General features: G+C 45.9%; 10 protein-coding genes. 5 read left to right on the forward strand and 5 right to left on the reverse strand.

Annotated features, from left to right (window positions below; genetic code table 11):
- The first annotated feature begins 181 nt into the window (after positions 1-181).
- The 5 genes from EP13_RS19355 (at position 182) to EP13_RS02260 (ending at position 7,293) form a co-directional block, all read left to right on the forward strand.
- A complete protein-coding gene (locus EP13_RS19355; protein WP_269746480.1) occupies positions 182-307 on the forward strand; it encodes a hypothetical protein in 126 nt (41 codons plus the stop codon).
- Between the two features lie 223 nt (positions 308-530).
- A complete protein-coding gene (gene yghU / locus EP13_RS02245) occupies positions 531-1,391 on the forward strand; it encodes a glutathione-dependent disulfide-bond oxidoreductase (protein WP_044055791.1) in 861 nt (286 codons plus the stop codon).
- 323 nt (positions 1,392-1,714) lie between these two features.
- A complete protein-coding gene (locus tag EP13_RS02250) occupies positions 1,715-3,190 on the forward strand; it encodes a catalase (protein ID WP_044055792.1) in 1,476 nt (491 codons plus the stop codon).
- A 317-nt stretch (positions 3,191-3,507) separates the two neighbouring features.
- Entirely contained in the window at positions 3,508-4,464 is a 957-nt protein-coding gene (locus EP13_RS02255; RefSeq protein WP_156026719.1) for a choice-of-anchor A family protein, read from the forward strand.
- Positions 4,465-4,467: 3 nt separating this feature from the next.
- Positions 4,468-7,293, forward strand: a complete 2,826-nt coding sequence (locus EP13_RS02260) for a tetratricopeptide repeat protein (protein WP_044055795.1) — start codon at positions 4,468-4,470, stop codon at positions 7,291-7,293.
- On the opposite strand, the gene EP13_RS02265 is transcribed toward EP13_RS02260, so the two are convergent.
- The 5 genes from EP13_RS02265 to EP13_RS02285 all read right to left on the reverse strand — a co-directional run bounded on the left by EP13_RS02265 (position 7,290) and on the right by EP13_RS02285 (position 14,594).
- Positions 7,290-8,150 carry an alpha/beta hydrolase family protein gene (locus EP13_RS02265; RefSeq protein ID WP_044055796.1) on the reverse strand — a complete coding sequence of 287 codons (861 nt, stop codon included), beginning with the start codon at positions 8,148-8,150 and terminating at the stop codon, positions 7,290-7,292. The two genes, EP13_RS02260 and EP13_RS02265, sit on opposite strands and share 4 nt — an antisense overlap.
- Positions 8,151-8,239: 89 nt before the next feature.
- Positions 8,240-10,522, reverse strand: a complete 2,283-nt coding sequence (locus EP13_RS02270) for a GGDEF domain-containing phosphodiesterase (protein ID WP_052364246.1) — start codon at positions 10,520-10,522, stop codon at positions 8,240-8,242.
- 93 nt (positions 10,523-10,615) lie between these two features.
- Entirely contained in the window at positions 10,616-11,926 is a 1,311-nt protein-coding gene (gene argA, locus EP13_RS02275; RefSeq protein WP_044055798.1) for an amino-acid N-acetyltransferase, read from the reverse strand.
- A 15-nt stretch (positions 11,927-11,941) separates the two neighbouring features.
- On the reverse strand, positions 11,942-13,324 hold the full coding sequence (gene argH, locus EP13_RS02280; RefSeq protein ID WP_044055801.1) for an argininosuccinate lyase: 1,383 nt from the start codon (positions 13,322-13,324) through the stop codon (positions 11,942-11,944).
- 64 nt (positions 13,325-13,388) lie between these two features.
- A complete protein-coding gene (locus EP13_RS02285; protein WP_044055802.1) occupies positions 13,389-14,594 on the reverse strand; it encodes an argininosuccinate synthase in 1,206 nt (401 codons plus the stop codon).
- Positions 14,595-14,605: the final 11 nt, after the last annotated feature.

A 14,605-nucleotide genomic window follows, 5' to 3' on the forward strand; every position in this document is an offset into this window, starting at 1 on the left:
GTTACCTACAGGCTACGGATATCTCACTTCCTCCCTGATTATAGCATCCGTTTTTCTATAAGATATTGTTTTATATTGTTAATTTGATTTTGGCCTAGGCTTTGCTTCAGTATAGTCAGTCAGTGACTTAAAACGTGACCTAACCTCTGCTGTTAGGTTTTATCTGCGAAGGAGATGCGCCATGTTTACCAAGCTTTTTATTTCACCATTTTCACACTTTCTTTTTGAAGCGAATAATCACAGCAAGGTGAACGATTACAACACCAGTATGTTGCTAAACGCCCTCTCTTCTATTTCAGAAAAGTAATTGACTGCCCGATACCTTGTCGGGCAGTACTCCCAGTTTGCGGGCAATGGACTGCTCGCCTTTTATTTTTTCATCACTTACCGTGTGCGATTTAACCAGTGCGCAGTTTGCCCCAAATACACGTTATTCAACGTATTCGTACTATGCTAAGGCTAGTATTTAGTCAATGTTAATCCCATGTCTTCGCTATCAATTCAATGAAAACGATGTTTAGGAGTTTGTTATGAGCAATGCACATTCTTACACGCCACCAAAGGTGTGGACCCAAGATACCGATGACGGTAACAAGTGGGCCAGTATTAATCGCCCTGTGTCTGGGGCGACTCATGAAAAAGAGCGCCCGGTTGGTGAGCACCCGCTACAACTTTACTCACTAGCCACCCCCAACGGTCAAAAAGTCACTATCATGTTAGAAGAGTTGCTTGCCGCGGGTAAGGTTGAAGCAGAATACGACGCTTGGTTGATAAATATCGGGGAAGGGGAGCAGTTTTCATCCGGCTTTGTTGATGTGAACCCCAATTCTAAAATTCCTGCACTGGTCGATACCACCACGTCTCCTGAAACTAAATTATTCGAGTCGGGCTCTATTCTTCATTACTTAGCAGAAAAGTTTGATGCCTTTATTCCGAAGGCGCCTGCTCAACGCGTCGCCTGTTATAATTGGCTGTTTTGGCAAGTTGGATCTGGCCCCTTTGTAGGAGGTGGATTTGGGCACTTTTATAGCTATGCGCCTTACCCAATGGAATACCCGATTAATCGCTTTACCATGGAAACGAAACGTCAACTTGATGTGTTGGATAAACATTTAGCGAACCATCGTTACTTGGCGGGTGATGAATATTCCATTGCTGATATGGCAATTTGGCCATGGTACGGAAATTTAGTGCTAGGTAACTTGTACGATGCGGCCACCTTTTTGCAAGTGCATGAATACGAGCACCTTTTACGTTGGGCAAAAGAGATTGAGTCGCGACCGGCGGTGAAACGTGGTCGAATTGTCAATAAAACATGGGGCGACGATGGGCAGTTAAGCCACCGTCATAGTGCAGCTGATATTGATGAAGCTTTACGGGCAGTGGAATAGCCTTACGCGGATGCAAATAGCCTTAAGCGAACGCAAATGGCCTTAAGCGATTAAAGCGACCTCCCGCTCTTGCACGCAATAGGCTTCCAAACACAGGTGAACAATCCACGTGAACCTAACCCTAAAAGCCCGATTGAATCGGGCTTTTCAATTAACTTTCTTAATACTGGATTGTAAAAATCAATCATTCAGATTGATATAGTTCGTTAGATTCGCTTTTTCCTATTAGGTAGGATGGATTCATCGGTAACGAATGGCGTTACCCCCCAGTTTAATCCTCAGTGGTTGACTGGAAAGGTAGATGAATTAAAAGGAAGCGAAAGATGAGTAAATGTCCATTTTCAGGCGCATCAAGCACCCCCTTAACCGCGAGCAATGGCGCGCCAGTTGCTAACGATAATCAAAGCCGCACAGCGGGGGCCCGTGGCCCAGTTACCTTCGATAACCACTATCTATTTGAAAAGCTTGCGCACTTTAATCGTGAGCGAATTCCAGAGCGTGTCGTTCATGCGCGAGGCAGTGCGGCGTATGGCACATTCACGCTGACCAAAAGCTTAGCTGACTATACGATTGCCGATTTTTTGCAAACACCCAGCCAGCAGACCGACATTTTTTTGCGCTTCTCAACCGTCGGTGGTGGGCAGGACTCTAGTGACTACGCGAGAGACCCAAGGGGCTTTGCCGTTAAGTTTTATACTAAGCAGGGCAACTGGGATATGGTGGGTAATAACACGCCGGTATTTTTCCTACGCGATGGAATTAAATTCCCCGACTTTATCCATAGCCAAAAAAAGAACCCAAGAACTAACTTGCCTGACCCACAAGCTATTTATGAGTTCTGGGCGAACAACCCACAATCGTTACATCAATCCACCATTTTAATGTCTGATCGAGGTATTCCACTTTCATACCGCTTCGTTAATGGCTATAGCTCACACACGTTGAGTTTCTGGAACAAAGATGGCGAACGCTTTTGGGTGAAATGGCACTTTAAAACAAACCAAGGAATTAAAACCTTAACCAATGAGCAAGCGGCCACCATGCCTGCCTTTGGCGCTCAGCAAGATCTTGTGGAAAGTATCGACAAAGAAGACTTCCCATCATGGACCGTTAACGTGCAAATTATGACGGAAGAAGAAGGACGAAATTATAAAATTAACCCTTTCGATCTGACTAAAGTTTGGCCTCACAGTGACTTCCCTCTTATTGAAGTCGGGCAGCTTGAACTAAATCGCAATGTGGATAATTACTTTGCTGAAACAGAGCAGGCCGCATTTGCACCAAGCAATCTTGTGCCCGGCATTGGCGCGTCGCCTGACAGAATGCTGCAGGCACGTTTATTGGCGTATCAAGACGCACATAGATACCGCGTGGGGGCCAATTATAATCAGGTACCAGTGAATGCTCCGCGATGCCCTGTTAACAACTATCAGCGTGATGGGGCATTTGCAGGACTCAATCCAGCATTGGCAGGGGCAGGCGCTAATTTCTACCCTAACAATCGGGCTCAAGAAGGCGAACCGGCTGAAGTTCCCGCAGTGGCGGAGCCGCCAATGCCCCTTGAGCAAGATGCTTGGTTAGATATCTACGACAATCGTGATGATGATAATTTCTCTCAAGCGGGAGACCTATATCGCATTATGAATGAAGATCAAAAATGCCAATTGGTGAGCAATATCGCCGACGGTTTAAGTCAAGCAAGTCAAGATGTGCAAGAGGCAATGTTTGCACAATACGATCAAGCGGATGAAGACTACGGGAAGCGAGTGAGGCAAGCGGTGGCAGCGAGGATCTCGTAGCCATTGCGATAAAGGGCACATTTAGCCCGCTGCTCTGAAAAAGGAGGCGCTTGCGCCTCCTTTTTGTTTGACCTCCAACTAAAGTCGCGCTTTTAGGTGCTAGGCTGTCAAAAAAATATACAAAAACGACATGTTAAAGTTATGTAAACCGTTGAAGTGTATGAGTTTGTTATAATTTTAAAACTGGTGCGTTTATTGCTTATAGCTATCCATTAATGGCGGGCCGACTCAGTCATGGCCATTGCCGTGTATTTTAGGCAGTGTCCTTGAAGGGCCAATGCTCTTTTACTTTCGCTAACACGTTGGGTAGTCGTTTTATGCGCTTTGCACTTTTTTTTATTTTTTGCGTTGTTCAGCTCACCGCTGTAGCGGCTGAAACCGCCAGCACGAGCACATCGAATGTGCTTGGGACGTATAATCTTATTTTGTTAGAAGATTACAACTTCCAAGGCGGAGATGTTGAAGGGCAGGCATTTATTGGCGGCGATTTAAATGCGCAAGGGCGCACTGCTGAGTTTGGTAGTCGATTAGCCAATACCGACACCGCTATTGATGCGGTGACCATTGTGGGTGATGTTAACGCGAATGGGATTAGGGTGCTGAGAGACAATAACCTTGTTTACGGCGGCGCCTTAAACGCATCGACGGTAGAATTGAACGACGGAGATGACGGCCAGGCTATCTATAACCCCGACGTGTCAATTACCGACATTGCCAGTTCCCTTTATGCAGATACCGCTTACTACGCAAGCCTTACCGAAAATGGCACTTACAGCAATGGCACGTTTAATTATTCGGGGTCCGATGAAGTTGCTGTATTCAACGTTTCTGCCAGCGAAGTGTTTGCCCAAAACAGCGCGTTAAACCTAATTGCAGGCAGTGCGGAAACCATCATTATCAATGTGTCCGCAAGCGACTTACCAGGTAACGACATTGTGATTGGTGGTGGCGTTAACAGTACAGGTGATTTCACCCAGCAAAGTTATTATTCAAATATTCTGTGGAATTTTTATGATGCTGAAAGCATTGATTTCAATAACCTGAACGTAAAAGGGTCTGTACTTGCGCCTTTTGCAGACACTACGGGCGGTTCATCATTTGATGGATCTTTTGCCGCGGAATCGTACACCGGGGCTCGCGAGTTCCACAACTTTGTATTTAACTATGAACGTGAAGCGAGTGTTGTTGAAGTCCCAGCACCCCACTCAAGCTTGTTCTTGATACTTTTCGCCAGTATATTGATGGTTACACGCAGGCTTAAAGTTACCCGTTAAATAATGAAAAATCGAATTTGTGTAAGTGTTGTTAGCCTCTTTTTACTTACACTTTCATTCACGGCGTTCGCCAATGCTGACCAAGATAGTGCTGCGAACGCTGATTATGAATCTGCTATCGTTAGTTATGAAGCAAAAGCCTATAAAGAAGCGTTCATTCATATAAAGAATGTTTTACAAGCCAACCCTGACTATCTCCCCGCACATCTGCTTCTAGCCAACCTTTATTTTGAAACTGGGTTGTGGGAACAAGCCCATAAAACTTATTTACATGCCTATGAAAAAGGCGCTGATCCTAATTTAGTGTTGCCTAATTGGTCCAGAGTATTGGTGCGTCTGCGAAAGTCAGAGCAAATATTAGCCATAGACGTATCTGCCGGCTTATCTAAGGCCCATTTGGCACAATGGCGGGCTACCCGCGCTGAAGCATGCCTACTTGAATCAAGGCCGCTATGTGCCCAAAGGGAATACGATGAACTACTTACCCAATTACCAGACCACCCCCTGGGATTAAACGGTTTGGCCTTATTGGCCATTAAGGATGGTCAGTATAAGCAGGCCGATACCCTGCTTCAACGCTCGCTGGCTGTGGATGACAGTCAAGCCTTAACATGGTGGACGCTTGGCCGTCTTGCCAGTGCAAAAGGGGATGTGCTGCTGGCACAGCGCCATTTCAATAACGCCTACCTTATTTCGCCCAATAACGCGAAAATTGCACGAAGTCTGATTGATGCTTATGTGGCCGTAGCCGATTTGGACGCTGCGCTATTAGTCACCGAAGACTTGTTATTGGAAACGGAAGACGATTTATATGTGATGTTTGTTAATAGCTGGCTAACTAGCCAGATAGATGCCCTATCTAACATTCGGCCTCAACTAGAGCAAATCGATCAGCGCTTATCTACCGTGCCAGAAGAAATGATGATAGCCGAACCTTCCTTGTTCTATTTGCGGGGTATGGTGGCCTTGATGCAGGGCAATTTTGAACAAGCCAGAGATAATTTTACGCTATTTACAACCTACAGCGAACCAGACCTACAAACCGCGATTCTGTTAGCCACTACCAATATGGCGTTGGGTGATAAAAAAGCCGCCATGTTAGGCCTACAAAACCACGAGGCGGAATTGATACAACAGCATCTTCAGCAAGCAATTTTGCTAGGAAGTTTGTATTTAGAAAACGCCCGTAATTTTAAAGCAGTGAGATTACTATCCTCCTTATCAGAGCGATATTCCCATAGTGTAGACGTTGCCTTGTTTGCGGTACGGGTAGAATTCTCCCGAGGTAAATTTAAAGAAGCCGCAGAACAGCTAAATAACTTACTTGAGCAATTCCCAAACAACAGACAAGTGTTAGTGGCCTACTCTCTTTACTTCCTCGATATCGGCGAAACTCAAAAAGCAGCGAAAGCCATCGCGACATTAAGAGCGCAGTTTGCTGATGATATCGCGATTCAGAATATGTACGCTGCACAATTGCTGATTGAAAAAAAATACGCAGAGGCTGACGTTATATTATCGGAAGTGCTCAAGCAAGCTCCTGAGCTTTTCGCCGCGCGGTACAATCAAGCAACAATGTTAATCAATAAAGGTTTGTTAGACGATGCTGAAGCTATTTTACTGGCGCTAGAAAATGAAAAAGGTAACCACCTTCAAGTGGTATTTCAATTGGCGAATATTGATATGCGTCGAGGAGATTTTGAATCGGCTGATAGACGGTATAGATACCTTTTACAAAAATTTGGGCCAATAGGAAAAATTACTTTCTCCGCCGTGGCTGCAATGAATCAGCAACGAGACTACCGTAGCGCAATTGCTGTTTTACGTAAATTGGAAGTGAAGGAACCAGGCAATCCATTGGCGTTAGTGCAATTGGCTACGTTTTATATCAAAGCAAACGATGCAGAAAATGCTAAATCCACGCTTCTTAAACTAGAGCTAATATTTGACAGGCCGGTTAACGTACTGGTCAGCGAATCGCAAAATTGGTTGGCAATGGGTGATAAAGAGAAAGCCCTGAACAGCATGGATAGAGCCCGTTTATTGCAACCAGAAAACCTAAATTTACAACTTCAGTGGGTGAAGCTTTTATTAGCCTTAAATAAACTCGAACGTGCAGAATCTAGCTTGTCAGCACTAATAAAAAGTTACCCTAATCACCCTCAGGTGCTATTCAAATTTGGTGAATTAGCACAGCAAAAAGGTCGCCCCAACCAAGCGATGACATTTTATCAAAAGGTGCTGAATGAAGACGAAAACTTCGATTTAGCCTACGCCAAACTGTACGCCCTAAGTGTGAAAATAGCTGATTTTTCGGCGCTGATTACGCGACTAACCGCAACCGTAGAACGACAGCCAGATAGATATTTCACCCGTAATTTACTGGCGCAATATCACTATTATTATGGCGACGCTAACACCGCAATTAACCACTACCTTTACATGCTAGAGTTAGCACCTGAGGCCAACCGTTTTGCATTGTACAATCGATTAGCGAAGCTGCATTTGCCGGTAAATAAAGCAAAAAGCTTACACTTTGCAGAACAAGCTTACCGGTTGCAACCTAAAGACGCCGATGTGCTTCATACTTACGGTTGGGCACTCACCATTAATGACCAACCCGAAGCCTCGCTGCCCCTGCTTCGTGAGGCGTCAGTGCGAAACGCCACATCTTTATCACTGCAATATCATCTGGCTTATACCCTGGTAGAATTGGAAAACGATTCAGAAGCAAAGCGTATTTTAAGGCGCTTGGTAAAGTTATCAGCGCCTTTTGAACAACGAGAGCAAGCAAACGCACTATTGTCACGTATTGAACAAGCCCGCTAGGTGTCTATAAATTGCGCTAAATAGTGGGAGGCTTGGGGCCAAATGTGCTGACATTTGCGGGAGAAAAACTTCATATGGCCTATTTCTTTCACCTTAAAATCGTCAGGGTGAAGTATCTCTATTTGTGCGCTAGCGTTAGGGAATACACGCACCATATCCTCTACATTTTTTAAATTGGCAATGTCATCGTCAGCGGCCAATAGCCATTTTGATGGTAGTATAATGTCATCGTAAAAATGGGTGTGAATATCTCGTTTAAATGCGGTTTCGACATAGCCTTGCCCATTACACCATTGTTGCCATTGTTTGGCCACCTGCTTAGGTAAGGGTTCGCCCATGCCCACCCACTGTGACTTAGTATGCCCAAAGAACAAATTGCTAAGTGGGATAAACAGGTTCATAAAAAAGTGCGCTTTGAACAAATAACGCTTTCGCATGTTTCTCAGGCTGCCAGAAGAACTTCCAAAATTGCAGAACGCTGTCAGGTCATGGACGTTGGGCATAAGGCCGAGCAGTTGCCCTCCAGCACTGTGACCGATGAGAAAGTATTTCGTATGCGGGAAATGAAGCTTGAGGGTTTCCAGTACGGCAGGCATATCCAATGTGCCCCATTTAATAAGTGAAGCATCACTGTCTTGAACTTTTCCTTTTAGCGAGTCTGCAATGCCACGATTGTCATAGGTAATGACACCAAAACCGAGTTCGCATAAATAGGTAGCAAAAGCCGCATAAAATTGCCGTTTAATACCGGTGGCTGGGGCAATCATTATCGCGCCTTTCAAGGGAGCCGATGGCGAATATAAGGTAGCCGTTAGGTGAGTACGATCTTCACAAGTTACACTAATGTCTTTTTTCATTATTTGTGTGTCTTTAGCGCAGCTTTATCTGGTCTTACCAGTAAAGCCTGTCCAGATGAAGAAATCAAGTCATCCGTTATTTTTTCGCGTTATGACAGTGTATTTTCTTGCACTAACGTAGGCTCGGCTGGGGAAGCTTGGTTCTGCCATTGCTCAATAGGGCCTGGCTTTCCATAAAGGTAGCCTTGAAATAAAGTGAACCCCATGCCTTTTAACACCAACAACTGAGCCTGCGTTTCTACCCCCTCAGCGATGGTTTGCATATTTAAACTGCGGGCAAGCTCTAGCGTCATTTTTACAATTTTTCGGTGACGTTCTGAGGTTTCAATTTTGTCCACAAACTCGCGGTCAACTTTTAGCACCGATGCGGAGATATCAATCAGTTGGGCAAGGGACGCGTGACCTGTACCGAAATCATCAATGATGATGGTAGCGCCAATATTGGCTAATGTGGTCAGGCGCCGTTTTGTATCTAGATGGCTTGCCAGTACAGACGTTTCCGTCAGCTCTAACTTTAAGTAAGCGCATAACGTGGGGCTTTCTGAATAGCGACGTAGTAGTTTTTCGTAGAAAACGTCATTAAGTAACTCAGGGCCCGAGAGGTTAATGGCGAGAGGCACTTTAGGCATGGCGCTCGGCCAGTGTTCTAATAGGTGAATAGCGCCTTCAACCACCTTTTGGGTAAGCAACACATGCCAGTTATTCTCCTCCACAATAGGAATGAATTGGTAGGGCTGTAATATATTGCCGGTATTGGGTTCTTTTAGCCTGGCTAGGCACTCGAAGCCAATGATAGTTTCCTCCATCGACACTTGGGGCTGCAAGTGGAGAGATAAGTGGCCGTCTTCTAATAATTGTTTAATTCTGTCTTTACGCTGTGTGTGTTCACGAATGCTTTTAACGGTATTTGAGTCAAAGGTGAAAATAGGCAGGTCACTGCTGGTTTGGGTGAGCGCAATTGAGCACGACTCTATAATACTTTCAATGGCCTTGATGCGTGTAACTTTGGTGTGTCCGCCTCGCCATATCAGTGGCAAAAAGCGAGAGCTAGAGGCCATGGATTGTTGCATATATTGCGGCAGCTCTTGCCATAACCAGGTACAAAAATCCGCCCTGTTTGATTTGCTACAAAGCAGAAACTTAGCCCCTGGGAAATGGTAAATCTGCACATCGCTAGGTAACGTAGATTCAAGCAGCGTCGCGGCTTGTGCAAGTACTTTATCACCCTGAGCATGACCATACTGTAAGTTTATTTCTTTTAAATTGGCTAGTTTGAGTAAGACGCAATTGCTAAAGCTTAAACTTTCTGCTGATTCTGAGTATTTCCAAAAATGATGGTTTTTCAGTCCCGTAAGGCTATCAATATAATGCTTTTCATACTGTTGACGCTTGAAAGCATCGAATTTTTTCACTTTGGCCGTTGTAGAAGATACGTCAAAACAATGTATAAGTTGCTTTTTGTGATGCAGCAAACTGGCCAGTTGAATTTCGAACACGCAGTTGTCGTTATTGACGATGTGGGCTTGCTGTTTCACCCCTGCTGAAAGTGGGGCTTTTATCTCAAATAAGTGTTGAATGTATTGGCATGACGGCGCGTAGCTTTTTATAAGTTGTCGAGCACTGCGATTAGCTTGCAGTATTTTCCCCTGTTGATCGCAGAAAAATGAAGGTGTGCCGCCGTTATTGAATATTTCTTGATAGCGATTGACCAGCTTGTTTAATTTCTGACTTTGTTGTTGATTTAGCGTCGCTTGTCGTTCCAGAGAAGACATCACACGGATAACCGCAAAGGGTAAGCAGATATTAAAAAACAGAAAGACCAAGGAGCTTAAATACGTATGGGTTTCCGGCAATGTAATATCGATGCCAAATAATGGCGCGACGGGTTGGTTTCTGACCAATAAAAAGTAGGGCACAAGGTTCAGGACAATCCCAATAATGGCAACACGGTTACCATAGAACAAACGCAACACAATGGGTAAGGTGAAAAAGAATAAGAGGCCATAGCGTGCGGATGCAATATCGAGAGTAAAAAATAGAATACATAGGCCCGCTAATACAATGGTTAGCACCAAGCTTGCTGACGCTGCCCTAAGCTGCTTCTTTCGTAAACTTAAGGTGCTCCAAAGTAGCAGTGAGAATCCTGCTGTTAGTACAATAACGTAGTATAGGCCTTGCTGATACGCTTGGTAAGAAGAGTGCAGCACAATGGCTGAGGTCAAGAGTAACCCACTGGCTAATATGATGCGTAAAACGCTCATTTTCCAAATGGTAGGTTCAGCGGCTTGTAAATTTAATTCATCGATAAGCAGAAAACGCTTGAGTCGAGATACTACATTAGAGAACACGCAATTGACCGAATTAATTATCATTATTTTTATACAGATAAATTATAGGAAAGCGTTTGTTTTGTCGAGGGGGTAGAGGGGGCGATATGGCTAATATGCGCGCGGAACGCGCATATATTACACCGGTAAAGTAAAGACTTTTGAATTTCTCTGAAAATTGTAAAGTTCCTTCTTTACTTCAGGTAATGCGCTGATATCAGCAGGTTCAAAGCCTTGCTCTAAAAACCAATGCGCAGTCACTGTAGTCAGTACGAAAATACGGTTGATCCCCGCTTCCTTTGCGCGCACACGCACTTCATCTAATATACGTTCGCCGCGGTTTTTACCGCGATAATCCTGGTGGGTTGCCACGCAAGCTAACTCTGCACAACCGTCTTCAGGGTACAGGTAAAGCGCGGCACAGGCGATGATCATGCCGTCTCGAACAATCACGATGAATTGGTTAATTTCGTTTTCTAAGCGTTCACGAGAGCGCTTCACTAACACACCACTTTCTTCCAATGGTTTGATTAGCTTAAGAATGCCGCCCACATCATCAATCGTGGCCGCACGTAGCTGCTCGTAATGGTGCTCCATAACTAACGAGCCTGTACCATCGCGGGTGAACAGTTCTTGAAGTAAGGCACCATCTTTTTCAAAACTGATACAATGAGCACGGGGCACACCTGCGGCTACGCTGGTGGTCAACGCACTGAGCACGGTGTCTTCAGTGGTAATGTCACCGTTGAGAATAAGCTGTTCCAACTGCGGGCGCTCAATGGTACGCAGCAATCTTCCATCCCGATTGAAGATGCCATCAAAATTTGAAAACACAATAAGCTTATCGGCCTTCAGCGCAATAGCTGCTTGTGTCGCCACATCTTCGTGAGAAAGGTTGAATACTTCGCCAGTAGAGGAATAGCCCATAGGCGATAGCAATACAATAGAGCCGTCGTTCAGGTGGTCGTTAATACCCGTAATATCAATTCGGCGCACTAAACCTGTGTTTTCAAAATCTACACCACCGCGTACGCCCATGGGTTTGGCCACCACCAAGTTGCCAGAACACACGCGAATTTGCGAGCCGTGCATAGGTGAGTTCGGCAAGCCCATGGTCAGCAATGCTTCTACCTGAGAGCGTACCGAGCCAGCGGCATCTTTTACGCATTCTAGGGTTTGCTTGTCGGTAATGCGCACGCCATTTTCAAAGCGGCCTTCAATGTTGCGAAGGGCGACGCGCTGATCTATTTGCGGTCTGGCGCCGTGCACCACCACCACGCGTACGCCCAAGCTGTTTAACAGGGCAATGTCGTGGATAATATTAGGAAAGTTGGGATGTTCAATGGCTTCACCACCGAACATCAGTATAAAAGTTTTTCCCTGATGAGCATTAATGTAAGGCAGTGAACTGCGAAACAGTTTTATGCCATCATGATGCGCTAATACCATCCTAGTGTTCCTTAACTACCCTTGCTTGTCTAAATTTTCCAGCTCTTGATACAAAGCTTTCGTCACGGTTTCTTTGCTGGTGCCCCCTAGAATATTGCGCTGGTTCACGCCGTACTCTAGTTGTAAGACAGGGTATACGTCGTCTTCAATTTTATCGCTAATAGCTTGCAGGTCGCTAAGCGGCAAATCTTCAATGGCGCAGCCTTTGTCGATGGCCTGAAGCACTACGCGCCCGGCAATGTCGTGGCCTGTTCTAAACGGCACGCCTTTACCCACTAAGTAGTCGGCCAATTCAGTGGCATTCGAAAAACCTTGGGCCGCGGCTTCGCGACAGCGTTCTTCGTTAAGCTGAAGTGAATCCAGTACTTCACTGGCAATACACAAACAAATGTGCCACTGATTAACCGTGTCGATAGCGCCTTCTTTGTCTTCCTGCATGTCTTTGTTGTACGCAAGAGGAAGGCCCTTCATGGTTACAAGCAGTGCCTGTAGTGAACCAAATACGCGGCCACATTTTCCGCGCATAAGCTCAAGGGCATCAGGGTTTTTCTTTTGCGGCATCAGTGACGAGCCTGAGGTCACACTGTCACCGAGTTGTAGGAAGCCTGCTTCGCCCGAGTTATAGAAGATCATGTCTTCGGCAAGACGGGATAAGTGCATCATGCTGGTACTAGCAACAAACAGCAGTTCAAGTACAAAGTCTCTGTCAGACACAGCATCCAAGCTGTTTAAGCAAGGAGAGTCAAACCCCAACTCTTCTGCAATGGCGTGGCGGTCCACCGGAAACGTGGTGCCTGCGAGTGCACCCGAGCCCAGCGGGCACTGGTTCATGCGTACTTTTAAGTCGTCTAAACGGCTTAAATCACGCTTTAGCATTTCCACATACGCTAAGCACCAGTGTGCAAAGTGAATGGGCTGAGCACGCTGCAGGTGGGTGTAACCTGGAATAATCGCTTCTTGATGACGGCTTGCGGCATTAAGAAGTGATTTGATTACGCCCAATACATCAGCGCGAAGTGAGGCAATATGTTCACGAACCCACAAGCGGAAGTCGGTGGCTACTTGGTCGTTACGGCTACGGCCTGTGTGAAGCTTACGGCCAATATCGCCCAACTTCTCGATAAGCGCGGCTTCAACAAAGCTGTGAATGTCTTCTTCGCTAGAGGCGTTAAAGTCTAATTCACCGGCGTCTGCTTGCGCTTTTAGCTCACTAAGCGCGCCTTCTAGCTGCGCTTGTTCATCAGCGGTAAGTACACCTGCTTTTTGCAAAGCACGCGACCAGCTAATAGAGCCTTGAATGTCTTGGCTTGCCATAACTTGGTCAAACGGCAATGAGTCGTTAACCTGTTTAAACATACTACTTGCACCGGATTCAAACCGGCCACCCCACAACGCCATGTGATGCTCCTTAAATGCTGTTTATTGCGTTCGCTACCCGCGCGCAAATACGCGCGGTATGCGATTAACCTTGGTTTTTTAGTGCTTCGATACGACTTGAAAGGCTGAATAGGCGGATAAAGCCTTCAGCGTGCTTTTGGTCGTATACGTCATCGGCACCAAAGGTGGCAAAATCTTCAGAGTAAAGACTGTTTGGCGAACGGCGTTGTGTCACCGTAGCTTGGCCTTTGTAAAGCTTAACTACGATATCGCCAGTCACTTTCTTAGCGAAAGACGCCGCACCAGCAAGCAGTGCATCGTTAAGGGCAGTAAACCAACGGCCATCGTACATGACGTGCGAGAACTCAAGGCCAATTTGTTCACGGTATTTAAGGGCAGCTTTATCAAGCACCATGGTTTCAAGGGCTTTGTAAGCTTTTAGCAGTACAGTGCCTCCTGGCGTTTCATAACAACCACGAGATTTCATCCCCACAAGACGGTTCTCAACAATGTCGATTCGTCCCACACCGTGAGCCGCCGCCACTGTGTTCAACTTAACTAGCGCTTGATACGGAGACAGCGCTTCGCCATCAACATGAGTAAGCTTGCCTTCGTTGAAAGACAGCGTGACACGCTCTGGGGCGTCTGGCGCATCTTCAGGGTCTACCGTCATGGTCCACACTTGCTTGGTAGGCTCTTGCCATGGGTCTTCAAGCTCACCACCTTCATGCGAAATGTGCCATGCGTTTGCATCGCGGCTGTAAATTTTAGTGGCCGACGCTGTGGTGGCAATATTGCGCTCTGCAAGATAGGCAAGTAAGTCTTCACGGCTTACCATGTCCCACTCACGCCATGGCGCGATAACGGTTAGATCTGGGGCAAGGGCTGCAAAGGTGCTTTCAAAACGAACTTGGTCGTTACCTTTACCCGTACATCCATGACATAGGGCATCAGCACCAACTTTACGTGCAATTTCAACTTGCGCTTTAGCGATAACTGGGCGCGCCATAGACGTACCTAGCAAGTATTCGCCTTCGTACACGGCACCTGTAGTAATTGTTGGGAAGATATATTCGCTAACGAACTCTTCTTTCAAATCAACAATGTGGCACTCGCTTGCACCAGACGCGATAGCCTTTTCGTGAAGACCTTCTAGCTCTTCATCACCCTGGCCCACATCTGCTGCAAATGCGACAACTTCACAGCCGTAATTTTCTTTTAGCCATGGAATGATGGCTGATGTATCAAGCCCGCCTGAATAGGCCAGCACGATTTTTTTAACGTTTTGCATCTAAGTAATCC

Source organism: Alteromonas australica, assembly GCF_000730385.1.
Lineage (GTDB): Bacteria > Pseudomonadota > Gammaproteobacteria > Enterobacterales > Alteromonadaceae > Alteromonas > Alteromonas australica.